Below are 23,593 nucleotides of genomic sequence, written 5' to 3'. Positions count from 1 at the left end.
TGTCTGCCTTTAAATAAGTGGCTTGGGATGCTTGCAAGGCCCGGGGACGTTTTTTGCGTTCATCAACGGCGGGCCTGGCTTGCTATAGGGTCAGTAATCGGAACAGGGCGATCTTGTTGATCTGCGCCAGCGCGCATTTGAATTCGGTGTCGACCGAGTTGTGAATGCGCGTTTCGAACGCTGCGAGGATCTGATGCCGGTTGCTGCCTTTTACCGCCATGATGAAGGGAAACTTGAACTTGGCCTTGTAGGCGTCGTTCAGCTCGGTGAAGCGCTGGAACTCATCGCTCGAGCATTGGTGAATACCTGCGCCAGACTGTTCTTCAGTGCTGGCGGCGGTAAGCTGGCCCTGGACGGCGGCTTTGCCGGCCAGGTCCGGGTGGGCGTTGATCAGGGCCAGTTGGCTGGCGTGATCGGCGCTCAACAGGATGTCGCTCATGCGCTGGTGCAGGGTTTCGATCTCGTCGATCGAAGCGTCCTGGCCCAGGTCGAAGGCCTTTTCGGCCACCCATGGCGAGTGTTCGTAGATGTCGGCGAAGGCGGCGACAAACGCGTCGCGGCTCAGGGTCGATGGCTTCAGGGTTTGGAAGTGGCTCATTTCGCGGCCCCTTGATACGGGTGGGTTTCGTGCCAGTGGCGAGCGATGTCGACGCGACGGCTGAACCACACCTGTTCATGACTTTTAGCGTATTCGAGAAAGCGTTTGAGCGAGGCCAGACGCGCCGGACGGCCGATCAGGCGGCAGTGCAGGCCGATCGACAACATCTTCGGTGCTTCGGCGCCTTCGGCATACAACACATCGAACGCGTCTTTCAGGTATTCAAAGAAATCGTCACCCTTGTTGAAGCCCTGGACCTGGGTGAAGCGCATGTCATTGGTGTCCAGGGTGTACGGGATCACCAGATGCGGCTTGCCGGTCGGATTGTTCGGTTCCCAGTAGGGCAGGTCGTCGTCGTAGGTGTCGCAGTCGTAAAGGAAACCGCCTTCTTCCATCACCAGCCGACGGGTGTTCGGGCCGGTGCGGCCGGTGTACCAGCCCAGTGGGCGCTCGCCAGTGATTTCAGTGAGGATGCGGATCGCTTCGAGCATGTGCTCGCGTTCCTGCGCTTCGTCCATGTACTGGTAGTCGATCCAGCGATAGCCGTGACTGCAGATTTCATGGCCTGCATCGACCATGGCGCGGATCACGTCCGGGTGGCGCTGGGCGGCCATGGCTACGGCGAAGATGGTCAGCGGAATGTCGAATTCCTTGAACAGTTTCAGAATCCGCCACACGCCGGCACGGCTGCCATACTCGTAAAGGGATTCCATGCTCATGTTGCGCTCGCCTTGCAGCGGCTGCGCCGAGACCATCTCCGAGAGGAAAGCTTCGGACTCTTTATCGCCGTGCAAGATATTGCGCTCGCCACCTTCCTCGTAATTGAGCACGAAGGACAGCGCGATGCGGGCATTGCCCGGCCAGTGTGGGTGAGGAGGGTTACTGCCGTAACCGATCAGGTCGCGTGGATAGTCAGCGCTCACTGCAGTCTTCCTTCTTGTTCGTGTCGACTTATTCAAAGTCCGGGTGTGTGTGACGGCCTGGCGATGAGAGGGCAGGCTTGCATCACAGCGATGGACTGATTGTATACAACTTTATATCCACTTTGTAAGCCTGATTTTTTGCATTTTTCACTGACTGTCCACTTTGAGGAGTATTGCAAGAAACCTGCCTGACTGGTCAGCTAATGGATAGAAGGTCCTCTGATCTTATGGTTTGGCTCAGGATTCATTGCCAAACACGGGATGGCGGTGATAGCGGTAAAAATGTCGTTTTTATTGTGTACAATTTTTATGAAAAATGTCTTAATCAGTCGCTCGCCGCAGCTTTTCGTGCTCCGAAACGGTGCGGTCTCCTTTTCAACTGACTTCGGGAGGCGCGAGGCCTGACTGCTCCACGCAGGCAGGCGCGCAGAATCAATGGGACGTTTGACTACACACGTTTTGGACGCTGCACACGGTTGCCCGGGCAGTTCGATCAAGGTCGAGTTGTACCGCGTTGAAGGTTCGCAACTGGAATTGGTCTCCACTGCGATTACCAACAGCGATGGCCGTGTCGATGCGCCGCTGCTGCAAGGCAATGACTACCGGTCCGGGGTCTATCAGCTTCAGTTTCATGCGGGTGATTACTACCGTGCCCGTGGGGTTCAGCTGCCTGAGCCTGCATTCCTGGATGTGGTGGTGCTGCGTTTCGGCATTTCTGCGGAACAGGATCACTACCATGTGCCGTTGTTGATTTCGCCGTACAGCTATTCCACGTATCGAGGCAGTTGATCCCCCAAGCAGCTGCCTCCTCCGAGAAGCGACTGCGCATATAGCTTCTTTGGTCTTTCGCCCGCTCACACTGCGGGCTTTTTTTTGCCCTGAGGAATGTGGAGCTGGGAGGGACCCTTCGCGGGGAAGCCTCGCTCCTACAGGAATTACTCGTTCCTATGGCCGGAGAACGACGCAAACCTTGTAGGAGCGAGGCTTGCCCGCGAAGCTCTTAGCGGCTCAACAACGACGCCGCACCCGCGCCACTGAACAACCCCGCACTCACCCGGTTAAACCAGCTCTGCCCCTTGCCGCTGCGCAAATACCCCGCCGCGCCGTGAGCCCCCAGCCCATAAGCCAATTTGCACAGCAGATCCAGCACGGTCCAGGTCACAATCATCACCAGCAACTGCGGCAGGAACGGCTGTTCGGTGCTCAAAAACTGCGGCAGGAAAGCGGCGAAGAACAAAATGTCTTTCGGATTACTCGCGCCGAGCATGAACGCGCGCCCGAACAGTGCGCGAAAGCGCGGCACAGGTGCAGCCTGGGGCACTTCAGCGCCGTGGGAGGGCTGACGCGATTGCTGCCAGCTTTGCCAAGCGAGATAAAACAGGTACAACGCACCGACGATTTTCAGCGCGCTGAACAGCTGTTCCGACGCCAGCAACAATGCGCCCAAGCCAAGCGCCGAAGCACTGAGCAGGCAGATCGACGCAATCACGCCCCCCAGAAACGCCGGGTAAGAACGGCGCAAACCGTAATTCAGACTGTTGCTGATCATCAGCAACGACAGGGGCCCCGGGATCAGGATCACCACCAGCGCAGCGCCGCTGAACAGCAGCCAGGTTTCCAGACTCATCACTTTCCTCCCTATGTGCAAAAGCCCCACCCGAGGGGGTGAGGCTGTTTTGAAACACTGCTTTTGAATCGTAAACGGTTTACAAGAAAATGAACTTGGCGATGAAGATCGCGCAGAGCACCCACAGGCTGACGGAAATTTCCTTGTACTTGCCGGTGCCGGCCTTCAGCGTCACGTAAGTGATGAAGCCCAGCGCGATACCGTCAGCGACCGAGAAGGTCAGCGGCATCATGATCGCGGTAACGATCGCCGGAATGCTGTCGGTCGCTTCGTCCCATTCGATGTGCGCCATGCCGCCCATCATCAGCATCGCCACATAAATCAGCGCACCGGCGGTTGCATAAGCGGGAATCATGCCAGCCAGCGGTGCGAAAAACATCGCGGCAATAAATAGCACACCTACGGTGACAGCGGTAAGACCAGTCCGACCACCCGCTGCTACACCCGCGGCACTTTCCACGTAGCTGGTGACTGGCGGAACACCGACCACCGCGCCGAACACGCTGGAAGCACTGTCAGCTTTGAGGGCGCGGGAAAGGTTTTCGATCTTGCCGTCGGCATTCACCAGACCGGCGCGCTGGGCAACGCCCATCAAGGTGCCAGCGGTGTCAAACATGTGCACAAAGAGGAAGGCCAATACCACGCTGATCATGCTGACATTGAATACGCCGGCGACGTCCATGGCCATCCAGGTCGGAGCCAGGCTCGGCGGGGCAGACATGATGCCCCCGTAGTGCACCAGGCCCAGGCCCCAACCGGCCAGGGTCACGGTGATGATGCTGATGAGAATCGCACCGAACACTTTGTGGTAGCTGAGCACCGCAATCATCAGGAAGCAAATGGCCGCCAGCAACGGGCCTGGCTCGCGCAGGGAGCCGAGTTTGATCAAGGTGGCCGGGCTATCCACGACGATGCCCGCGGTTTTCAGCCCGATCAGGCCGAGGAACAGGCCCACACCGGCGCCCATGGCAAAGCGCAAACTCACTGGAATGCTATTGAGCAGCCATTCGCGAATCCGGGAAAAGGTCAGGAACATGAACAACACACCGGAAACAAACACCGCACCGAGGGCGGTTTCCCAGTTGTAGCCCATGGTGCCGACCACGGTGTAGGTGAAGAACGCGTTCAGGCCCATGCCCGGCGCCAGGCCGACCGGCCAGTTGGCGTACAGCCCCATCAACAGGCAACCCAGCGCGGCGGCGATGCAAGTGGCGACGAACGCCGCACCGTGATTGATGCCGGCATCGGCCATGATGTTCGGGTTGACGAAGATGATATAGGCCATGGTGATGAAGGTTGTCAGACCGGCGATCAGCTCGGTCTTCACCGTGGTGCCGTGCAAGCTGAGTTTGAAGATGCGCTCCAGCCAGCCATTGCGTGTTGGCGGCGAGAGTTCCAGCGTCGGGGCTTCGGATTTGCGGCTTTCCACAGCGAGTACTCCTCAAGAGTTTTATTGTTATTTCCAGGGCCGGACCCATGAGGGTGGCAGCGACCCTTTGAGGCACTTGCGAATTTGTTGACCTTTTGGTCAGGAACTCGCACGAAGCGAATTATGCTTTTGTATACAAATAAAGCAAATAATGTTTTGGATTTTGTAGACGAAAAGATTGGCAATAGGGATATATCGCCAGGAAGGACGCCTTCGCGGGCAAGCCTCGCTCCTACAGGTGAGCGCATTCCCTTGTGGGAGCGTGGCTTGCCCGCGATAGCTTTAGATCAGTCTATACACAGGTCGCGGGTAGAGCATTCAGTCAGCTGCCACCTGACTTTTCCCCAAAGCCAGATTCACCGCCAGCCATCCATTCACCGCCGTCTCCCCGGCCTCGGCAAACACCCGCTCGAGTAATTTCACCTGCATCAGGCACAGGCGGCAGAAGCGGCCTGAGGAGAGGGCGTAAACAAATAAACCGACCAATTGGCCGGTTTATTTTTGTCTGGATTTGCAGCGCTTGTGCCAACGTCTTCGCGGGCAAGCCTCGCTCCTACAGGGGCAAGGTGACCATTCGCACACACCGCCCCTGTAGGAGCGAGGCTTGCCCGCGAATAGGCCATCAGCAGCACCACAAAACTTCAGGCAGCAGCAAACCGCTTATCCAGATAATCAATGATCGCCTTGGATTCATACATCCAGGTGGTCTGGCCATTCTCTTCGATGCGTAGGCACGGCACTTTGATCTTGCCACCTTGCTCAAGCAGGGCCTGGCGATCCTGTTCGTTGTTCTTCGCATCGCGCAATGCCACCGGAACGTTCAGGCGGCGCAGGGTGCGGCGGGTTTTCACGCAGAACGGGCAGGCGTGGAACTGATACAGGGTCATGCCCTTGGCAGCGGTTTCGACCTGCGCCTGAGCGGCGGCGGGGCGCTGCTTCTTGCCTGGACGAGTGATGAAGTCGATGAAGATGATCAGTTGGCCGAGGCCGATACGAAGCGCTTTAACGAACACGGGATAAGCCTCACGGAGCGAATGTAGAAAGGCGCGCAGCTTACCTGATTTTTCGCAGGCGAAAAAAAACCGGCGATCAGTGCCGGTTTTCTTTGTGCTGCGAATTACTTGATCAGGCTGAGAAACTCGCTGCGGGTGGCCGCGTTTTCGCGGAACTCGCCGAGCATCACCGAGGTGATCATCGTCGAATTCTGTTTCTCCACACCGCGCATCATCATGCACATGTGCTTGGCCTCGATCACCACCGCAACGCCGATGGCGCCGGTGACTTGCTGGACCGCATCGGCGATCTGGCGGCTGAGGTTTTCCTGGATCTGCAGGCGGCGGGCGTACATATCGACGATCCGCGCGACTTTCGACAGCCCCAGAACCTTGCCGTTCGGAATGTAGGCAACATGAGCCTTGCCGATGAACGGCAGCATGTGGTGCTCGCACAACGAGTAGAGCTCGATGTCCTTGACCAGCACCATCTCGCTGTTATCGGAGCTGAACAAGGCACCGTTGGTGACCTCTTCCAGTGTCTGTTCATAACCGCGGCAGAGGTACTGCATGGCTTTGGCGGCACGTTTTGGCGTGTCGAGCAGGCCCTCGCGGGAGGCGTCCTCGCCTAATTGGCCGAGAATCTCGGTGTAATTCTGTTCCAGGGACATGAAACTACCTGTGGGATTTTACGCAAAGGGCAAGGGTACGGTGACGGACACGGCGCTGCAAGCGTGAAGCGACGGCATCACTCGTCGCGACCTTCCATCATGGTGCGTTTGAGCATCACATAAACCGCTCCGGCGCCGCCGTGTTTCGGTTGGCACGAGGTGAAGCCGAGCACCTGTGAATGCTGCCGTAGCCACGTGTTGACGTGGCTCTTGATCATCGGTCGCTTGCCGTCCAGGCGCACCGCTTTGCCGTGGGTGACACGTACGCAGCGGATTTCGAATTTTGTCGCTTCGGCCAGAAAGGCCCATAAGGTCTCACGGGCCTTTTCCACGTTCATGCCATGCAGGTCGAGGCTGCCTTCGAACGGAATCTGTCCGATCTTGAGCTTGCGCATCTGGCTTTCCTGAACGCCGTCGCGGGCCCACATCAGCTCATCTTCGGGGCCGACATCAATGACGAACTGATCGGACAGCCCGTCAACGGTGGTGGCATCGGTGCGCACAGTGGCGGCCTGGCGCAGCTTGGCGATGTGCGCGCGGTCGGCCTTGGGTTTACCGGTTTCGGCGCGATCATGCTTGATCGGCTTGACGCCTTGAATCGCGCTTTTGAACAGGGAAAAATCGTCGTCTTGCATGTCAGCCTCCGCGAAGGGCGGCCAGTTTACCCAAGTCGGAACGAATCGGGCGCGACAAAACGTCCGGTGTTGGGCTTAGTCGTGTTTTTTCATCAGGTGCGGTGCCATGTTCAGCTCCCGCGACTGGCGCGAGCGGCGACGGCAGCGGCGCCATAGCCACACGCCGATGTACAGCACGAACAGGCCCACGGCCAGAATGATCGCCGAGCCCAGCGGGCTGGCATTCAACTCGCCCAGCGCCGGTGGCCGGCCCAGCAGGCTGGCCGCGCCGGCCATCGCCAGCAACACACCGCACGTCGCCAGCAAGGCAGCGAATGCTGCGCCGAAGCGAAAACGCCAGTTGCTTTGGCCTTTGGGCCGCAAGCGGCGTGCATCAAAACCATCGGATAACTTCATTCCGACCTTCCTCAATGGGTATCGGCCCTTCGACCGGGAGTTGACCGGGATGTTCCTGAGGCTAGGGCAATTACAGCAAATGAGAGGCTTTTGCGGATGAGCGGCGGCATGGACCGCTCATCGAAGGGTTGATCAGATCAGTTCGCGGGTCTGGGCGAGGGTGGCGAAATTGTCCGCCATGATCGCCATCTCGGTATGCTGAACGTGCTCGGCGCTCAGGACGCCACCCTTGTAAGGCAGGTCGCGAGTCGCGCAGGCGTCTTCAACCAATGTGCAACGAAAGCCCAGGTTCTTTGCGGCGCGCACGGTAGTGCTGACGCTGGAATGGCTCATGAAGCCGCAGACAATAAGGTCCAGCGAGCCGAGATTCTGCAGGCGTTCCAGCAGTTCGGTGCCATGAAACGCACTCGGCAGCAATTTGCCGATGATGGTTTCGTCGCCCTGTGGTTCGAGCCCCGGGATGAACTCGCCGCGCTCGCCTTGCGGGTCGAACAGCCCTCCGACGGTGCCGAGGTGGCGCACGTGTACGATCGGCCGACCGGCTGCACGGGCAGCGGCTACCAGTTGCTTGATGTTCGCGACGGCAGCATCCATGCCGCTCAGTGCCAAGGGGCCGCTGAGGTATTCTTTCTGGGCATCGATGATGACAAGGGTCGCATGACCCAGGTTGGCCGCTGCATAACCACGGCCGCTGAGTTGAAACATCGTTTTTGGAACGGACATTCTGGGGCTCCTTCGGGTGGGGCTTTTGCGACATTGTCCTCTGGCTGAGCGCTTCTGTGAATCGCTACCATCGCAGGCACCGCCGTTGTTGGGTCGCAGCCTCGTCAAGATACTCGTTCTGTTCAATAGACTGCTGAAAAAATAGAAGAGTCCTACATCTGATCCGGTGTTTTTCCTGCGTCGTCGTGGCGTCTTTTGGCTGTTAGAATCGTCAGTCGTTTTTTCTGGAGTTTGCCCCGTGATCACTTCCCGACTTCGTACCCTGCGTGACCATATCCGTTGGGCCGTCAGCCGCTTCCATGGGGAGGATCTGTTTTTCGGCCATGGGACCGACAACGCCTGGGACGAAGCTCGTCAACTGGTGTTGGGTGCGCTGCACTTGCCGTGGGAAATCGCAGATAGCTATCTGGACTGCCGTCTGGAAGACGACGAACTGGTCAATCTGCAACGCTTGCTCAAGCGCCGCATCGAAGAGCGCATTCCGACCGCTTACCTGCTGGGCGAAGCCTGGTTCTGCGGTATGTCGTTCATTGTTGACGAACGCGTGCTGATCCCGCGTTCGCCAATTGGCGAGCTGATCGAAAAGCGTTTCGAACCGTGGCTCGGCTCAGAACCTGCGCGCATTCTCGACCTGTGCACCGGTTCCGGTTGCATCGGCATTGCCTGTGCTTACGAGTTCCAGAACGCCGAAGTGGTACTGGCCGATCTGTCGTTCGAAGCGCTGGAAGTGGCGAACCAGAACATCGAGCGCCACGGTGTCGATGAGCGGGTATTCACTGTTCAGGGCGATGGTTTCGATGGCTTGCCGGGTCAACGTTTCGACCTGATCGTGTCGAACCCGCCTTACGTCGATGCGGAAGATTTCGCCGACATGCCGGACGAGTATCAACACGAACCGGAGCTGGGCCTGGCCTGTGGCGACGACGGTTTGAACCTGGTGCGCCGCATGCTCGCCGAAGCGGCGGATCATCTGACCGAGAAGGGTTTGCTGATTGTCGAGGTGGGTAACAGCCAGGTTCACGTCGAGGCGCTGTACCCGGAAGTCGACTTCGCCTGGCTGGAGTTCGAGCGCGGTGGGCATGGAGTGTTCATGCTGACAGCGGAGCAGTGCCGCGATCATCAGGCATTGTTCGCTTCTCGCGTCTGACCTGAGAAAGCCTTCGCGGGCAAGCCTCGCTCCTACAGGTTTGGTGTGTGCCCATCATTTGGACACGACACAAAACCTGTAGGAGCGAGGCTTGCCCGCGAATGGCCGCGCCGCGGTCTCGGATCTTTACCGATGCGTGGCAATCCAGATCAACAACCCCGCCTGAAACACCGCAAACGCCACCAGACAGGTAATGGTAAAACGCAGCCCGGCGTCTTCGCGTTTGTACTTGCTGACCTTTTCTTCGTGCTTCTTCAGTTTGACTTCCTGCTCCGCCAGGTTCTGCTCGGCTTGCTGGAGCATCTGCGCGGCTTCGAGGATTTCTACCTGCTGCAGCTTTTCGCTGTTCCAGTCCCCGAGCAAATCCCCGACCAGCACCTCTTTAACGCTGCCCTTCAAATGCTGGGCGTCGGCGTAGACCACGTCAAAACCATGCACCCGCAGAAAGTGATCGCGGCGCAGGCGAGTGTCTTCGTTCAGCGCATCCTTGTTGTTCAGGTCGGTGCCGTCGACGGTGTAGGCGGGCCATTTCTTCTTCGCCCAAGTAATGCCCTGAGCCGCCATATAACGCCCGATGCCACGGTTCATCGGCTCGATCTGCAAGCCGCTTTCCGGCCCGAAATGCACGCGTTTGGTCGTGTGATCGACCCACACATCCAGATGATTCTGTTCTTTGCGCACGCGCTGGCCTGGCAATTTGATGGCCATGCGCAGCAGGCTGCGTTCCTTGCTGTTGCGTTCGGCATAGCCGAATTCGACAAAACGCAACGGCCGCCCACCGGTGTTGCGGTCGGTTTTCAGCGGCGCCAGGCGGAGCATTCTGTGGTGCTCGACGTGGACGTCCGCCCACGGCAGCTCGACCGCTGGCGGTGCGTCTTTTTCAGCGGTGGTGTCGGGTGAAGTCTGGGTATCAGTCATAACGGCGAGATCCTGTCCAAGCCCTGCTTGCCGCCAGCCAGTGCGCTGGCGACAAAGGCTTATCGGCCGTTTTTTTCAGGACTGGAGGGAAAACAGCGCTTAACTGGAGCGAAGTCCGTCAATAAACCCGAGGATTCGCGCACCGAGTTCGGCCGCTAGCGGTAATTGCGGATCTTTATAGGAGGCCAATTGCCGCTTCACGTCATTGGGCACGATGCGCATCACGTGGTTCATGCCTTCGATCAGCGCCAGTTCGGCGTCCGGTTTGGCGGCTTTCAGCATCCTGGCATCATCGATACCGACCTGGATGTCGTTGCTGCCCTGGATGATCAGGGCCGGCATCTTCAGCTTGGCGAAAGCGGCCGCCGGGTCCTGGCGGAACAGCGAAATCAGATACGGCTGCACGCTGGGGCGGAAAATCACCTGCAATTGAGGTGGTACGTTGTCGTCGGTGTGGCCGGCCTTGAGGCTGTCGAGCAGTTCATTGCTGCGCAGCATCAACGGAGGCGGCAGGCGATTGCTCAGTTGCTGGCGCAGGACTTGATCGATCGGCCGGGCACTGCCGGACATGGAAATCACCGCCCCGGCATCGACGTTTGGCGCCGCCAGGCTGGCGATCAAGGCCCCTTCGCTGTGACCCAGCAAAATCAATTTGCCAAAGCGCGGATCGGCTTTGAGCTTGTGGCCCCAGGCTTCGGCGTCGGCCACATAGGCCTCCACCGAGAGATTGCGTTCGTCCGGAGTCGCAGCCAGGCTCGCCGCCACGCCGCGCTTGTCGTAACGCACGCTGGCGATGTTGTGTTTGGCCAGTACCCAGGCCAGCCGTTTGAGGCTGTCGTTGCGTCCGCCGTCGGGGTTGTTTCCGTCACGATCCGTAGGGCCGGAGCCGGAAATGATCAGGACAACCGGTACAGGCGTGTCGGACTTGGGCAGCAAAAGCGAGCCGAAAAGCTCGCCGCTGCCCGTGTCCAAAGTGATCGGGCGTTGCAGGACAGTGGCCTGTGCAAAGCCGGTAAACAAGGTAAGGCTCAAGGCTAGAACTCGCAGCATCATCACGCCATCATCCACTCGGTGCCGGTTGGACTCGCAGGCGGCCATAAGGTTCGAGCATAAGGTTCGAGGATGAACTAGTCGGGTAGCCTGCGTATACTGGCGCGCATTACGTATTTTAGTGTCGATTTCACGGAGCGTCCCGCATGTCCGGCAATACCTACGGCAAGCTGTTCACTGTCACCACCGCGGGCGAAAGCCATGGTCCGGCGTTGGTCGCCATTGTCGATGGCTGCCCGCCGGGCCTGGAGATTTCCCTTGAGGATCTGCAGCGCGACCTGGACCGCCGCAAGCCCGGCACCAGCCGCCACACCACCCAGCGCCAGGAAGCCGACGAAGTCGAAATCCTCAGCGGCGTGTTCGAAGGCCGCACCACCGGATGCGCCATCGGTCTGTTGATCCGCAATACCGACCAGAAGTCCAAGGACTATTCGGCGATCAAGGATCTGTTCCGCCCGGCCCACGCCGACTACACCTACCACCACAAATACGGCGAGCGCGATTACCGCGGCGGCGGTCGCAGTTCGGCCCGTGAAACCGCCATGCGCGTGGCGGCCGGTGCGATTGCGAAAAAGTACCTGGCCACACAGGGCATCGTCATTCGCGGTTACATGAGCCAGCTCGGCCCGATCGAAATTCCGTTCAAGACCTGGGATTCGGTGGAAGAGAACGCTTTCTTCAGCCCCGACCCGGACAAAGTGCCGGAGCTGGAAGCCTATATGGATCAGTTGCGTCGCGACCAGGATTCGGTCGGCGCAAAGATTACCGTGGTCGCCGAAGGCGTGATGCCGGGCCTCGGCGAGCCAATCTTCGACCGCCTCGATGCAGAACTGGCCCACGCGCTGATGAGCATCAACGCGGTCAAAGGCGTGGAAATCGGTGCCGGGTTTGCCAGCATCGCCCAGCGCGGCACCGAACACCGTGATGAAATGACCCCGGAAGGTTTCCTCAGCAACAATGCCGGCGGCATTTTGGGTGGCATCTCGTCCGGTCAGCCGATCGTTGCGCATCTGGCACTCAAGCCAACCTCGAGCATCACCACGCCGGGCCGTTCCATCGACATCCATGGCAACCCGGTTGAGGTCGTCACCAAGGGCCGTCACGACCCATGCGTCGGCATCCGCGCCACGCCGATTGCCGAAGCGATGATGGCCATCGTGCTGATGGATCACCTGCTGCGTCACCGCGGGCAGAACGTCGATGTGCGCGTGAGCACTCCGGTGCTGGGTCAGCTTTAATGGCAGACCTTATGGCCGCCGGGGTCTGACGACGTTGGCGGCGCTTCCGTACTGGCGGCTTTCCAGTTTCTATCTGTTCTATTTCGCTTTGCTCGGTTCGACGGCGCCGTTTCTGGCGCTGTACTTCGATCACCTGGGCTTTTCCAGTGCGCGCATTGGCGAACTGGTGGCGATCCCGATGCTGATGCGCTGCGTGGCGCCGAACATCTGGGGCTGGCTCGGTGACTACACCGGGCAACGGCTGGCCATCGTGCGGTTCGGCGCGGTCTGTACGCTGCTGACCTTCTCACTGATTTTCGTCAGCAAAAGCTACGCGTGGCTGGCGATGGTCATGGCCTTGCACGCGTTCTTCTGGCACGCGGTGTTGCCGCAGTTCGAAGTCATCACCCTGGCGCACTTGAACGGCCAGACGTCTCGCTACAGTCAGATTCGCCTGTGGGGTTCCATCGGTTTCATCATCACCGTCGTTGCGCTCGGTCGGATGTTCGAATGGCTCAGCCTCGACATCTATCCGGTCACGCTGGTGCTGATCATGGCCGGGATCGTCGTCAGCAGTTTATGGGTGCCTAACGCGCAGCCGATTCAGGGTGAACGGTTGGCGGGGGAGGGATTCCTCCAGCAATTGCGCAACCCCGGGGTGTTGGCGTTCTACGGCTGCGTGGCGCTGATGCAGATGAGTCACGGGCCGTATTACACCTTTCTGACCTTGCACCTTGAGCGACTCGGTTACAGTCGTGGGCTGATCGGCATGCTCTGGGCGGTCGGGGTGGTCGCCGAAGTCTTGGTGTTTCTGGTCATGAGCAAGATCCTCGCGCGCTTCTCGGTGCGCCGGGTGTTGCTGGCGAGTTTCCTGCTGGCGGCTTTGCGTTGGTTGTTGCTCGGTTCGTTTGCCGAATTCCTCTGGGTGCTGCTGTTCGCCCAAGTGCTGCACGCCGCCACGTTCGGCAGCTTTCACGCGGCTGCCATCCATTTCGTGCAACGTAGCTTCGGCGCGCGTCAGCAGGGGCAGGGCCAGGCGTTGTATGCCGCGCTGGCCGGCACCGGCGGCGCGCTGGGTGCGTTGTATTCCGGCTACAGCTGGAATGCCCTCGGCGCCACATGGACCTTTAGTATCGCCAGTCTCGCCGCCTTCGCCGCTGCCGTTATCATTGCCACACGTATGCAAGAGGACAGGCCATGAGCCTTACCCGTGGACACCTCGCCCAGGAAATCATCGGCGCCGGGCGTTTTCTGTATGGTGGGGCGCGCGCATGAGCGACGCGCTGCGGCAGATCGAGGCCTTTGAATTTTTGTTCGAGTGCGAGTTGAAGACGCGCTCGCTCTCGAACCATAAAACATGAACCGTTAAGGAGTTGCCCCGATGAGCAGCCTGTCCGTTTACCACGTCAGCAGCCCCGACCTGCCGAACAAAGTGTTGACCCACCTCGAAGACATCGCCTCGACCCTGGCCGAACAGGGCGTGCGCTTCGACCGTTGGCAAGCCACGGCGAAAATCCAGCCCGGCGCCAGCCAGGAAGAAGTGATCGCCGCGTATCAGGAGCAAATCGACAAGCTGATGACCGAGCGCGGTTACATCACCGTCGACGTGATCAGCCTGACCAGCGATCACCCGCAAAAAGCCGAACTGCGCGCCAAGTTTCTCGATGAGCACCGCCATGGCGAAGACGAAGTACGATTTTTCGTCGCCGGCCGTGGCTTGTTCACCCTGCACATCGGCGATTACGTCTACGCCGTGCTCTGCGAGAAAAACGACCTGATCTCGGTGCCGGCCGGCACAAAGCACTGGTTCGAAATGGGCGAGCACCCGCACTTCGTCGCAATTCGACTGTTCAACAACCCCGAAGGCTGGGTGGCCAGTTTCACCGGTGATGACATCGCCAGCCGCTTTCCGCGTCTCGAGGACTGAGTCGATGACGATTTTTTTCTGTCCGACATCGTTCAGGAACTGGACGCGGCGCGTACCGCCGGGATGGCAACCTGTGGCCTGGCCCGTGAGGGCGGGGAACTGGGAGGGCATGTGACCGTCGACAGCTTTGCCAGAATCAATCCTTCTGCCCTATAAACCACCACATAACCTGTAGGAGCAGAGCTTGCTCGCGAAAGCGGTGGGTCAGGCGACATTAATGTTGACTGACCCGCCGCCTTCGCGAGCAAGCTCTGCTCCTACAGGGATTTGCGTAACCGCAGAAACAACTCAGGCCGTGAAGCGAAAGCTTTCACGGCCTGTTTGTTTGTAGCGCGTTTATTTATACAACCGCAGGATTTAAACCGAGTGATAGGTCGGCAAGGCGAACCGTTGCTGGCTTTGCAGCATGGAGATCTGCGGCAGTTCGCTGGCCTGTTCGGCGACGTCACGACGAATCGCGCTGATCACCCACGACAGCTGATCGCCGGCATGCAATTGCTGGTAGGAAATCGAACGTTTGAAGACTTTGCCGTCCGTACTGCGCAGGGTCAGCAGAATGCCGCCGTCAGGACGTGGCTGGGTGGTCACTTCGAAGTTGGAGAATAGCGACGAAAATTTTTCCTGAATCAGGCTCATGTCTATCAGCTCCGTTTGTGCTTGAAGGGCAACATGGAGAGGTAGTTGCAGTGATTGTGCCAGCACCCGATTTTTAAAAAATACCTATAAATCAATAAGTTAGAATATTAGTGTCTCTATGCTTTCGTGCAATCTGCATGAATGGTCATCGTGCATCCTGCATTTTGCGTGGTCGGCCGCGATTTGATGGAACCAATCACAACGCCAGGGCTCCGCTTTTCGATCTCTGGTCCGAACGCTTGGGTTCGCGGATACAAAACATTTCAAAAACCGCGTGTACAGCTCAAGAACCACTGACGTATTTTCGGCCTAAATCAACGCCACCCGACAATAAGAAGATCGAACGGGAGCATCAATGAGCCGCACGCTGAACGACACGATTACCTGGGGCATGATGCTCCGCAAGCTGCCTTCCATTGCCAAAGCCATTCCCCGCGTGGTGAAGGGCATGAAAGCCGCCAACGTCAAGGACCCGACCCAACCGTGTGGTCTCGGCTGGAGCTTCGAGCAGGCAACATTGCGCAATCCCGATGGCCCGGCCTTGCTGCAGGGCGAAGTGGCGCTCACTTATGCGCAAGTCAATCAGTGGGCCAATCGTATTGCCCATCACCTGATCGCCCAAGGCATCGGCAAGGGCGATGTGGTGGCGGTTTTTATCGAAAATCGTCCAGAGCTGCTGGTGACGATATTGGCGATGGCCAAGGTCGGTGCGATCAGCGCGTTGCTCAATACCTCCCAGACCCGCGATACCCTGGCCCATAGCCTGAACCTGGTGGCGCCCGTGGCGATCGTGGTCGGAGAAGAGCTGGTTTCAGCCTTTAATGCAGTCCGCGAGCGGGTGTCCATCGACGCGGCGCGCACCTGGTTTGTCGCCGATCAAGACACTTATCGCGATCCGGGCATTTCGCCCGATGGCTTCGTTAACCTGATGACGGCTAGCGCCCAAGCGTGCAGCGATAACCCCGTCAGCAGCCAGCAGGTTTTTCTTGACGACCCTTGTTTCTACATTTACACCTCGGGCACCACCGGGTTGCCCAAGGCCGGGGTGTTCAAGCACGGCCGCTGGATGCGCAGCTCCGCCAGTTTCGGGCTGATCGCTCTTGATATGCAGCCGCAGGACGTTGTTTATTGCACTTTGCCGCTGTACCACGCCACCGGGCTCTGCGTGTGCTGGGGCTCGGCAATCAGCGGGGCGTCGGGGTTTGCCATCCGCCGCAAGTTCAGCGCCAGCCAGTTCTGGAATGACGTGCGCAAATACCGGGCGACCACCCTCGGTTACGTCGGCGAATTGTGCCGCTACCTGGTGGATCAACCGCGCAGCATCTATGACAGTCAGCACAGCGTGACGAAGATGATCGGCAATGGTCTGCGCCCCGGCGCGTGGAGCGAGTTCAAAACGCGTTTCGCCGTTGACCATATCTGCGAGCTGTACGCCGCCAGCGACGGCAATATCGGCTTCACCAACATCCTCAACTTCGACAACACCATCGGTTTCTCCCTGATGTCCTGGGAACTGGTGGCGTACGACCACGACAGCGGTGCCCCCACCCGTGATGCCAAGGGCTTCATGCGCAAAGTGGCCAAAGGCGAGCAGGGATTGTTGTTGGCGAGAATCGACGACAAGGCACCGCTGGACGGCTACACCGATCCGCAGAAGACCGCCAAAGTCGTACTCCACGACGTATTCAAACAGGGCGACCGTTACTTCAATACCGGTGACCTGCTGCGCAACATCGGTTTTGGCCACGCGCAGTTTGTGGATCGCTTGGGCGACACCTACCGCTGGAAGGGCGAAAACGTCTCCACCACCGAGGTCGAAAACATCCTCCTGCAACACCCGCAGATCGCCGAAGCGGTGGCCTATGGGGTGGAGATCCACAACACCAACGGGCGGGCAGGGATGGCGGCAATCACGCCGGCCGAATCCCTGGCGACCCTGGATTTCAGCGAGTTGCTGGCGTTCGCCAGGCAGCAAATGCCCGCCTATGCGGTGCCACTTTTCCTTCGGGTCAAAGTGAAAATGGAGACCACCGGAACCTTCAAATACCAGAAGACCCGGCTCAAGGATGAAGCCTTCGACCCTGACAAGACCGGCGATGACCCTATCTACGCCTGGCTGCCGGGTACCGAGACTTACGTGCAAGTCACCGAGCAGGTGCTGGCGGATATTCACTGTGGCAGGTACCGCTATTGAATGTGGCTCTTATTAAATGTGGCTATGGCCCTCCATGAGAAAAAACAAGTGACAGGTGCAGGACTGCTCGGGAAACTATCGGCTTTCCGATTGACCGAATGTGGAGTCCCCAATGTCAGACAAAAGCCGCCAGATGACGCCCGAAGAGGCTGCTGAATTTGCCGAACAGGTGTTCAACAAAGCGCGCGAGGGCGATGCGGCCATGATGGCTGCGCTGCTGACCAAGGGCTTGCCGCCGAACCTGCGCAACCACAAGGGCGACACCTTGCTGATGCTCGCCGCGTACCACGGCCATGTCGAGACGGTAAAAGTGTTGCTCGAGCACAAGGCTGATCCTGAAATCCGCAATGACAACGGCCAGAGCCCGATTGCCGGCGCGGCGTTCAAGGGTGATCTGGCGGTGGTCAAGGCGTTGGTGGAAGGTGGCGCGCAAGTGGAAGGTTCGTCCTTCGACGGTCGCACTGCGCTGATGATGGCGGCGATGTTCAACCGCGTCGAAATCGTCGACTACCTGATCAGCAAAGGCGCCGATCCGAAAGCCAAGGATGCCAACGGCGTATCCGCGCTGGACGCAGCCAAAACCATGGGCGCGGTGGATACCACCGCACAACTGCAAAAACTCCTGGCCTGACCTCTGTGGCAGCGGGGCTTTTGTGGCGAGGGAGCTTGCCCCCGTTGGGTGTAGCAGCTGGCGAAGCCTGCGTTCGGCTGCGCAGCAGTCGTAAAATCAGAGATTGCGGTGTGTCAGGCGGACCGTGCCAGCCGGATTTGCGACTGCTTCGCAGCCGAACGCAGGCTTCGCCAGCTGCTACACCCAGCGGGAGCAAGCTCCCTCGCCACAGGTCATGCCTGGTCCCGCAATCCGTTTCCGAATGCGCTATCCTTCGCGCCCTCAAATCTCCCTCGCTACAGGATCCACCTCATGAAAGCCGCACTCGTCGAACTCATCAGCAAAATCAGCTCCGGGTGCATGAACGATGACGAAATCCTGAAGGTTGCTGACGAAGCAGCTCAGGCCTACGCCGATCCGGAGGCTTTTCTGACGGCCAATCCGGACATCAACTACGACGACACCTTCCCGATCCCATTGGGCGAGTGGGTAGTCGTCGGCAGCCTGCCGGAAACCGTGCTGTTCCAGGCCGACACCTACATGGACCTGTTTGCGCAAATCGTCGCTTCGTTCGGCCCCGACGTCGATTTCAACATCAAACCCAAGCAACTGGCCAAGACCGAAGCCCTGACGGCGCTCAATCGCATTCAAGTGCAGATGAGCAGCATGAACAAGGAAAATGGCGGTTACACGCTAATGAACTTCAGCCAGTTGCTCGACGACGAACTGCAAGTGGTGCTGGTCTATGGTAACGACGTGCCACGGGTTCTCGAATTGTGCGCCGAAGTCGGCATCGCCGCCGCGCCATCCCTGGAAGCCCTGAAAGTAGCGATCCACGTCTGAAGCTGTCTAGAACGGTAATAAAACGGAACCCTCGCAAGGCCCGACTATCCTAAGAGTGCATATCACTCTTCGGGAGCGTCACCATGGGTTCCACGTTCAACAGTCTGGTTGGCCTGATCATTCTTGCCCTGGATATCTGGGCCATCATCAACGTGCTTAAAAGTGGCGCCGAGACCGGGATGAAAATCATCTGGGTGCTGTTGATCCTATTGCTGCCGGTGCTGGGCCTGATCATCTGGGCCATCGCCGGGCCAAGGGGCAATGTGCGGATCTGACTGCATCCTACTAAAATGAACACATACCCCTGTAGGAGCGAAGCTTGCTCGCGAAAGCGGTGTATCAGTCGACATGTAAATTGACTGATACACCGCTTTCGCGAGCAAGCTTCGCTCCTACACAGGTTTCTGTGTTTTTTTGCATGCCTATACGCGGTAATCCGTTTGAACGATCACTCAGGGTAAAAGTCCAGATAGAAGTAAGCCCATCCATGGGTTTTATCGAGGAGGCACCGATGCAAAAGTGGAAAATCACTTTCGTGGATGATCACGGTGAAACAGTGGACGAACTCTTCGAGTGCGAGGAATGCCCGAATAGCGAGCAAGCCGCCAAACTCATTCTTGCCCGGCGCCTGCCGGTCGCTGCGGAACTTGACCTCAATGATCTGGAGGGTCGCACCGCTGATCCGACCGTCAAAAGTCTGAAATCCCAGTGCAGCATTGAAATCCTCAGTATTACTCCCATCTGATACACCTCTTGTCACATTCACACCCAGGCCTTGGCAGCAGCTCTATCTAAGGGCTACTCTGCAAGCGAGATCAGCGAATGACTCGCTAAGGTCTGGTCTTGTCAGCTACATGCTTGTTTCCCGTCGGCAACCTCTGTTGCCGTATCGCTCTCACCAATCGGTTGAAAGTGCAGGGAATACTGAAAGTCTATCCATCAGTCTGAGGGGGACGTTTCATGAGCACAGCCTATCAAGAAGACATCAGCAGCAGCGTGCTGCGCCGCATGAAAGAAGGCGGTTTCGACTTTTCACGATTCCATCCCATCGAGTTCTACGCCATTTTTCCGGACGAGGAGCGGGCACGCAGGGCGGCAGGTCATTTCTGTGGTGAATCCTTGAATGCCCAGATCAGCGTGCGCGACGACGGCGCGTGGCATCTGGAACTGAGCAAAGTGATGTACGCGACCTACGACGGGATCGGCGACTTTGAGCAGGACTTCGAGGCGGTGGTCGAGCCTCTGGGCGGTATCATCGAAGGATGGGGCGTCAAGCAGGAGGTACGAGGGTTACTCGCATAACGTTATGAACAGTGACAACAATCTGCAACGGCTGACCTTTGGGTTGGCCGTTTTCGTTTGTGGGTTTTGAAAGCAAGATCAAAAGATCGCAGCCTCGTTTCACTCGACAGCTCCTACATTGGAATGCGTCTCCTGTAGGAGCTGTCGAGTGAAACGAGGCTGCGATCTCTTGATCGTGTTTTTGATTCATAACGTTTCAAAAACGCAAAAAAAACCGCCTGAACAGGCGGCTAAAAGGGAAGGACGATAAGTTTTCCAGCGAATGCGCCGATTATCCGCATCGCCTCCTCGGGCAGTGAAATCAACTCTGACTATGCTGCTGATAGGCGACAGCATTGCTGCGCCATGAAGCGGGGACAATCAGGTTGGGGCATTTACCGCACAGGATTGGTGCGGTGCGTGCAGCGCCATTATCCAACTGATTGATATCAAAGCGTTTATGCCGATGGCACGGGCCTTGCGAAGGTCTGGATGTCCGGAGTGACAAGGAGTACGGCATGATCCGCACCTATTTTGATGAGATGTACGATGCCGGCGGCCAGGTCCGCCCGCATTATCGGGAGTTTGCCCGTTGGCTGGCCGAAACGCCTGACGAGCTTTTGGCACAACGGCGACGCGAGGCCGATCTGTTATTTCATCGTGCCGGGATTACATTCACGCTCTATGGTGATGAGCAGGGGACAGAGCGCCTGATTCCCTTCGACACCATTCCCCGCAGTATCCCCGCCAGTGAATGGCGGGTCGTCGAGCGCGGCTGCATTCAGCGGGTCAAGGCATTGAACATGTTCCTTGCCGACCTCTATCACGAGCAGCGCATCATCAAGGCGGGCATCATCCCCGCCGAGCAAGTGCTGGCCAACGAGCAATACCAGTTGGCGATGCAAGGGCTGGATCTGCACCGCGATATCTACTCGCACATTTCTGGCGTCGACCTGGTGCGCGATGGCGACGGCACGTACTACGTGCTCGAAGACAATCTTCGTACACCCAGCGGCGTGAGCTACATGCTCGAAGACCGCAAAATGATGATGCGCCTGTTCCCCGAGTTGTTCTCGGCCCAGCGCATCGCGCCGATCGACCACTATCCGAACCTGTTGCTCGACACCCTGAAAAGCTCTAGCCCGATCGACAACCCGAGCGTGGTGGTACTGACACCGGGGCGCTTCAACAGCGCGTTTTTCGAGCATGCGTTTCTGGCCCGGGAAATGGGCGTTGAACTGGTGGAAGGCGCGGACCTGTTCGTGCGCGACGACAAGGTGTTCATGCGCACCACGGATGGGCCGAAAGCCGTCGACGTGATCTATCGTCGCCTCGACGATGCCTTCCTTGATCCGCTGGCGTTCAACCCGGACTCGATGCTCGGCGTTCCAGGTCTGCTGTCGTCCTACCGCTCCGGCAACGTGGTGCTGGCGAATGCCATCGGCACCGGGGTCGCGGACGACAAGTCGGTGTATCCCTTCGTCACGGACATGATTCGCTTCTATCTGGATGAAGAGCCGATCCTGAAGAACGTGCCGACATGGCAGTGTCGTAATCCCTCGGAACTGTCCCACGTACTGGCCAATCTTCCAGAGCTGGTGGTCAAGGAAACCCAAGGCTCCGGCGGTTACGGAATGCTGGTGGGGCCGGCGGCGACGGCGGCGGAAATCGAATCTTTCCGTGAGCGGATCAAAGCCAAGCCCCACGCGTACATCGCCCAACCGACGCTGTCTTTATCGACCTGTCCGACCTTTGTCGAAAACGGCATCGCTCCACGCCATATCGACCTGCGTCCGTTTGTATTGTCTGGCCGCGAAACCCGGGTTGTGCCCGGCGGTTTGACCCGTGTCGCCTTGCGCGAAGGCTCCCTGGTGGTGAATTCATCCCAGGGCGGCGGAACCAAGGACACTTGGGTGGTCGAGGATTGAAGGAAGCCTGCCATGTTAAGTAGAACTGCCTCGGATCTGTATTGGATGTCGCGTTACCTGGAGCGAGCAGAAAACCTCGCACGGATGCTCGACATCAGTTATTCGCTGTCACTGATGCCTCAGGATGGTCGTGGCGACGGTTTACACGAACTCGCCATGCCGTTGCTGATCACCGGCACTCTGGACGATTACCTGGAGCGCCACGGCGATCTGCATGCCGAACGGCTGCTGCATTTTTTCGCCCTGGACGCGGCCAACCCGGCGAGCATCTACAGTTGCCTCGGTGCCGCGCGAGTCAGCGCCCATGCGGTGCGTGGGCGAATCACCGCCGACATGTGGGAAAACATCAACGCTACCTGGCTGGAAATTCGCGGGATCGCCGAGCAGGGCTTGAGTCGCTACGGCATGAGCCGTTTCTGTGAGTGGATCAAGGAACGTTCCCACCTGTTCCGCGGCGCATCCTACGGCACCATCATGCGTAACGACGCGTTCCGGTTCATTCGTCTGGGCACCTTTATCGAAAGGGCTGACAACACCTTGCGCCTGCTCGACGCCCGTTACGAAATGGCCGGCGATCAGGCCGCAGCGGTCAGCGACGGCACGGCTCACGCCTATTACCAGTGGAGCGCCTTGCTGCGGGCCTTGTCGTCGTTTGAGGCTTACACCGAGATTTACCGCGACGCCCCTGGCGCCCGGCACGTGGCCGAGTTGTTGCTGCTGCGCGCCGACGTGCCGCGATCCCTGCGCGCCTGCACCGAAGAAATCGACCAGATCCTCGCCCAATTGCCGGGGGCCAACGGCCGTCCCGCGCAACGTCTGGCCGCGGAAATGGACGCGCGCCTGCGCTACACCGGTATCAACGAAATTCTCGACGAAGGCCTGCACGCCTGGCTGACCGAGTTCATCCCACTGGTGCGCCAGTTGGGCAATGCCATACACAGTTCCTACCTGGAGGCTGCATGAGACTTTCCATTAGCCACGAGACCACCTATCACTACGAAGATCAGGTGCGGGCGAGCATCCAGTACTTGCGACTGACCCCTCACGACAGCGAGCGCCAACACGTGCTCAGCTGGCAGCTCGACCTGCCACGCCCGGTGCGCGCGCAACTCGATCCGTTCGGCAACATTCTGCATGTGCTGACCCTGGACGAACCCCACGAGGCAATCATCATCGGCGCCCGAGGGCAGGTGGACATCGACGAACTGCGCGAAGCCGAACATGAAAGCCAGTCGGCGCTGCCGTTTCTGCGCTTCACGCGCCTGACAGAAGCCGACGAAGCGCTGCGCGCGTTTGCCGAGAAGGCCTGCAAACAACGCAGGGATCGTACGGCGCTGATCGATTTGATGCATGGCCTGAACCAGCACATGACCTACACGCCGGGTTCCACCGAAGTGGACACCAGCGCCGCCCAGGCCTTTGCCGGGCGTTCCGGGGTCTGCCAGGACCACACCCATGCATTCCTCGCCTGCGCCCGCAGCCTGGGCATTCCCTCGCGTTATGTGTCGGGGTATTTGTACAGTGAGAATTGCGAACACCTGGCCAGTCACGCCTGGGCTGAAGCCTGGCTGGATGACGCCTGGTACAGCTTCGACGTGACTAACGAACTGGCCCGCCCGGAGCGTCACCTGAAACTGGCGGTGGGCCTGGATTACCTCGACGCCTGCCCGGTGCGCGGCATGCGCCGTGGCGGCGGGTGCGAGCAGATGCATGCGAAGGTGTTTGTTTCGCCGACGCCGGTGCCGGTGATCTCAGTGCAACAGCAATAAGTCAGGACACCGCAGAACCCTGTGGGAGCGGGCTTGCCCGCGATAGCGATACTTCAGACTCTGATGCAGTGACTGGAAG

26 protein-coding genes and 3 pseudogenes are annotated in these 23,593 nt (G+C 58.7%); 16 read left to right on the top strand and 13 right to left on the bottom strand.

Annotated features, from left to right (window positions below; translation table 11 throughout):
• Positions 1–82 precede the first annotated feature (82 nt).
• Together uraD and puuE are read right to left on the bottom strand one after the other, a co-directional pair.
• Positions 83–598, bottom strand: coding sequence for a 2-oxo-4-hydroxy-4-carboxy-5-ureidoimidazoline decarboxylase (gene uraD / locus NHU87_RS19765; RefSeq protein WP_253551776.1), 516 nt, complete (start codon positions 596–598; stop codon positions 83–85).
• A complete protein-coding gene (puuE, locus tag NHU87_RS19760; protein ID WP_253551775.1) occupies positions 595–1,521 on the bottom strand; it encodes an allantoinase PuuE in 927 nt (308 codons plus the stop codon). The genes uraD and puuE overlap by 4 nt, the downstream gene beginning before the upstream one ends.
• A 435-nt stretch (positions 1,522–1,956) precedes the next feature.
• Between puuE and uraH the strand changes: the two genes are divergently transcribed.
• A complete protein-coding gene (uraH, locus tag NHU87_RS19755) occupies positions 1,957–2,310 on the top strand; it encodes a hydroxyisourate hydrolase (protein WP_253551774.1) in 354 nt (117 codons plus the stop codon).
• Positions 2,311–2,521: 211 nt separating this feature from the next.
• Here uraH and NHU87_RS19750 read toward each other — a convergent pair whose 3' ends face one another.
• The 8 genes and pseudogenes from NHU87_RS19750 to NHU87_RS19715 form a co-directional block, all read right to left on the bottom strand.
• Positions 2,522–3,148, bottom strand: coding sequence for a LysE family translocator (locus NHU87_RS19750; RefSeq protein WP_253551772.1), 627 nt, complete (start codon positions 3,146–3,148; stop codon positions 2,522–2,524).
• Between the two features lie 79 nt (positions 3,149–3,227).
• On the bottom strand, positions 3,228–4,577 hold the full coding sequence (locus NHU87_RS19745; protein WP_437180843.1) for an NCS2 family permease: 1,350 nt from the start codon (positions 4,575–4,577) through the stop codon (positions 3,228–3,230).
• Positions 4,578–4,895: 318 nt separating this feature from the next.
• Positions 4,896–5,003, bottom strand: a pseudogene (locus NHU87_RS19740) (MarR family transcriptional regulator); the annotation flags it as partial.
• A gap of 215 nt (positions 5,004–5,218) precedes the next feature.
• Positions 5,219–5,590, bottom strand: coding sequence for a glutathione S-transferase N-terminal domain-containing protein (locus NHU87_RS19735; protein WP_253551770.1), 372 nt, complete (start codon positions 5,588–5,590; stop codon positions 5,219–5,221).
• Between the two features lie 104 nt (positions 5,591–5,694).
• Positions 5,695–6,240 (bottom strand): GTP cyclohydrolase I FolE, encoded by a 546-nt coding sequence (gene folE, locus NHU87_RS19730; RefSeq protein ID WP_253551768.1) that lies wholly within the window; start codon positions 6,238–6,240, stop codon positions 5,695–5,697.
• A gap of 77 nt (positions 6,241–6,317) precedes the next feature.
• On the bottom strand, positions 6,318–6,875 hold the full coding sequence (locus NHU87_RS19725) for a Smr/MutS family protein (RefSeq protein WP_052963686.1): 558 nt from the start codon (positions 6,873–6,875) through the stop codon (positions 6,318–6,320).
• Between the two features lie 75 nt (positions 6,876–6,950).
• A complete protein-coding gene (locus NHU87_RS19720) occupies positions 6,951–7,271 on the bottom strand; it encodes a hypothetical protein (protein WP_253551766.1) in 321 nt (106 codons plus the stop codon).
• 132 nt (positions 7,272–7,403) lie between these two features.
• A complete protein-coding gene (locus NHU87_RS19715; protein ID WP_008005646.1) occupies positions 7,404–7,994 on the bottom strand; it encodes a cysteine hydrolase family protein in 591 nt (196 codons plus the stop codon).
• Between the two features lie 238 nt (positions 7,995–8,232).
• Here NHU87_RS19715 and prmB point away from each other — a divergent pair, with 238 nt between their 5' ends.
• Positions 8,233–9,141, top strand: a complete 909-nt coding sequence (gene prmB / locus NHU87_RS19710; RefSeq protein ID WP_253551764.1) for a 50S ribosomal protein L3 N(5)-glutamine methyltransferase — start codon at positions 8,233–8,235, stop codon at positions 9,139–9,141.
• Between the two features lie 126 nt (positions 9,142–9,267).
• Here the strand turns inward: prmB and NHU87_RS19705 are convergent, their stop codons facing one another.
• Positions 9,268–10,059 carry a hypothetical protein gene (locus NHU87_RS19705; protein WP_253551762.1) on the bottom strand — a complete coding sequence of 264 codons (792 nt, stop codon included), beginning with the start codon at positions 10,057–10,059 and terminating at the stop codon, positions 9,268–9,270.
• Positions 10,060–10,158: 99 nt separating this feature from the next.
• Positions 10,159–11,157 (bottom strand): alpha/beta hydrolase, encoded by a 999-nt coding sequence (locus NHU87_RS19700; protein WP_253551760.1) that lies wholly within the window; start codon positions 11,155–11,157, stop codon positions 10,159–10,161.
• Between the two features lie 98 nt (positions 11,158–11,255).
• Here NHU87_RS19700 and aroC point away from each other — a divergent pair, with 98 nt between their 5' ends.
• The 5 genes and pseudogenes from aroC to NHU87_RS19675 all read left to right on the top strand — a co-directional run.
• The gene (gene aroC, locus NHU87_RS19695; RefSeq protein ID WP_030131637.1) at positions 11,256–12,347 is read left to right on the top strand and encodes a chorismate synthase; all 1,092 of its coding nucleotides are present in this window, start codon (positions 11,256–11,258) and stop codon (positions 12,345–12,347) included.
• A 34-nt stretch (positions 12,348–12,381) separates the two neighbouring features.
• On the top strand, positions 12,382–13,527 hold the full coding sequence (locus tag NHU87_RS19690; protein ID WP_253551757.1) for an MFS transporter: 1,146 nt from the start codon (positions 12,382–12,384) through the stop codon (positions 13,525–13,527).
• A gap of 58 nt (positions 13,528–13,585) precedes the next feature.
• Positions 13,586–13,687, top strand: a pseudogene (locus tag NHU87_RS19685) (hypothetical protein); the annotation flags it as partial.
• Between the two features lie 20 nt (positions 13,688–13,707).
• Positions 13,708–14,253, top strand: a complete 546-nt coding sequence (locus NHU87_RS19680; protein WP_253551755.1) for a 1,2-dihydroxy-3-keto-5-methylthiopentene dioxygenase — start codon at positions 13,708–13,710, stop codon at positions 14,251–14,253.
• Positions 14,254–14,268: 15 nt separating this feature from the next.
• Positions 14,269–14,409: pseudogene (locus tag NHU87_RS19675) on the top strand (acireductone synthase); the annotation flags it as partial.
• Positions 14,410–14,610: 201 nt separating this feature from the next.
• On the opposite strand, the gene NHU87_RS19670 reads toward NHU87_RS19675, so the two are convergent.
• Complete coding sequence (locus NHU87_RS19670) at positions 14,611–14,889, bottom strand: DUF3509 domain-containing protein (RefSeq protein WP_007898807.1); 279 nt, start codon at positions 14,887–14,889, stop codon at positions 14,611–14,613.
• A 355-nt stretch (positions 14,890–15,244) separates the two neighbouring features.
• Here NHU87_RS19670 and NHU87_RS19665 point away from each other — a divergent pair, with 355 nt between their 5' ends.
• The 9 genes from NHU87_RS19665 to NHU87_RS19625 all read left to right on the top strand — a co-directional run bounded on the left by NHU87_RS19665 (position 15,245) and on the right by NHU87_RS19625 (position 23,514).
• A complete protein-coding gene (locus tag NHU87_RS19665; RefSeq protein WP_253551753.1) occupies positions 15,245–17,083 on the top strand; it encodes a long-chain-acyl-CoA synthetase in 1,839 nt (612 codons plus the stop codon).
• Positions 17,084–17,195: 112 nt separating this feature from the next.
• Positions 17,196–17,714 (top strand): ankyrin repeat domain-containing protein, encoded by a 519-nt coding sequence (locus NHU87_RS19660; RefSeq protein WP_007898805.1) that lies wholly within the window; start codon positions 17,196–17,198, stop codon positions 17,712–17,714.
• 291 nt (positions 17,715–18,005) lie between these two features.
• Positions 18,006–18,536 carry a hypothetical protein gene (locus tag NHU87_RS19655; protein ID WP_253551752.1) on the top strand — a complete coding sequence of 177 codons (531 nt, stop codon included), beginning with the start codon at positions 18,006–18,008 and terminating at the stop codon, positions 18,534–18,536.
• 83 nt (positions 18,537–18,619) lie between these two features.
• Positions 18,620–18,811: a PLDc N-terminal domain-containing protein gene (locus NHU87_RS19650; RefSeq protein ID WP_007902193.1), complete on the top strand. Its 192-nt coding sequence runs from the start codon at positions 18,620–18,622 to the stop codon at positions 18,809–18,811.
• Positions 18,812–19,047: 236 nt separating this feature from the next.
• Positions 19,048–19,281, top strand: coding sequence for a hypothetical protein (locus NHU87_RS19645; protein ID WP_253551751.1), 234 nt, complete (start codon positions 19,048–19,050; stop codon positions 19,279–19,281).
• 215 nt (positions 19,282–19,496) lie between these two features.
• Complete coding sequence (locus NHU87_RS19640; protein ID WP_007902188.1) at positions 19,497–19,838, top strand: ribonuclease E inhibitor RraB; 342 nt, start codon at positions 19,497–19,499, stop codon at positions 19,836–19,838.
• Positions 19,839–20,335: 497 nt separating this feature from the next.
• A complete protein-coding gene (locus NHU87_RS19635; protein ID WP_223487611.1) occupies positions 20,336–21,745 on the top strand; it encodes a circularly permuted type 2 ATP-grasp protein in 1,410 nt (469 codons plus the stop codon).
• Positions 21,746–21,757: 12 nt separating this feature from the next.
• A complete protein-coding gene (locus NHU87_RS19630; protein WP_253551749.1) occupies positions 21,758–22,708 on the top strand; it encodes an alpha-E domain-containing protein in 951 nt (316 codons plus the stop codon).
• Entirely contained in the window at positions 22,705–23,514 is an 810-nt protein-coding gene (locus NHU87_RS19625; protein ID WP_253551747.1) for a transglutaminase family protein, read from the top strand. The genes NHU87_RS19630 and NHU87_RS19625 overlap by 4 nt, the downstream gene beginning before the upstream one ends.
• Positions 23,515–23,593 lie beyond the last annotated feature (79 nt).

It is taken from the genome of Pseudomonas mandelii, assembly GCF_024138395.1.
Lineage (GTDB): Bacteria > Pseudomonadota > Gammaproteobacteria > Pseudomonadales > Pseudomonadaceae > Aquipseudomonas > Aquipseudomonas mandelii_E.
This window is presented reverse-complemented; position numbering and strand designations above follow the sequence as displayed.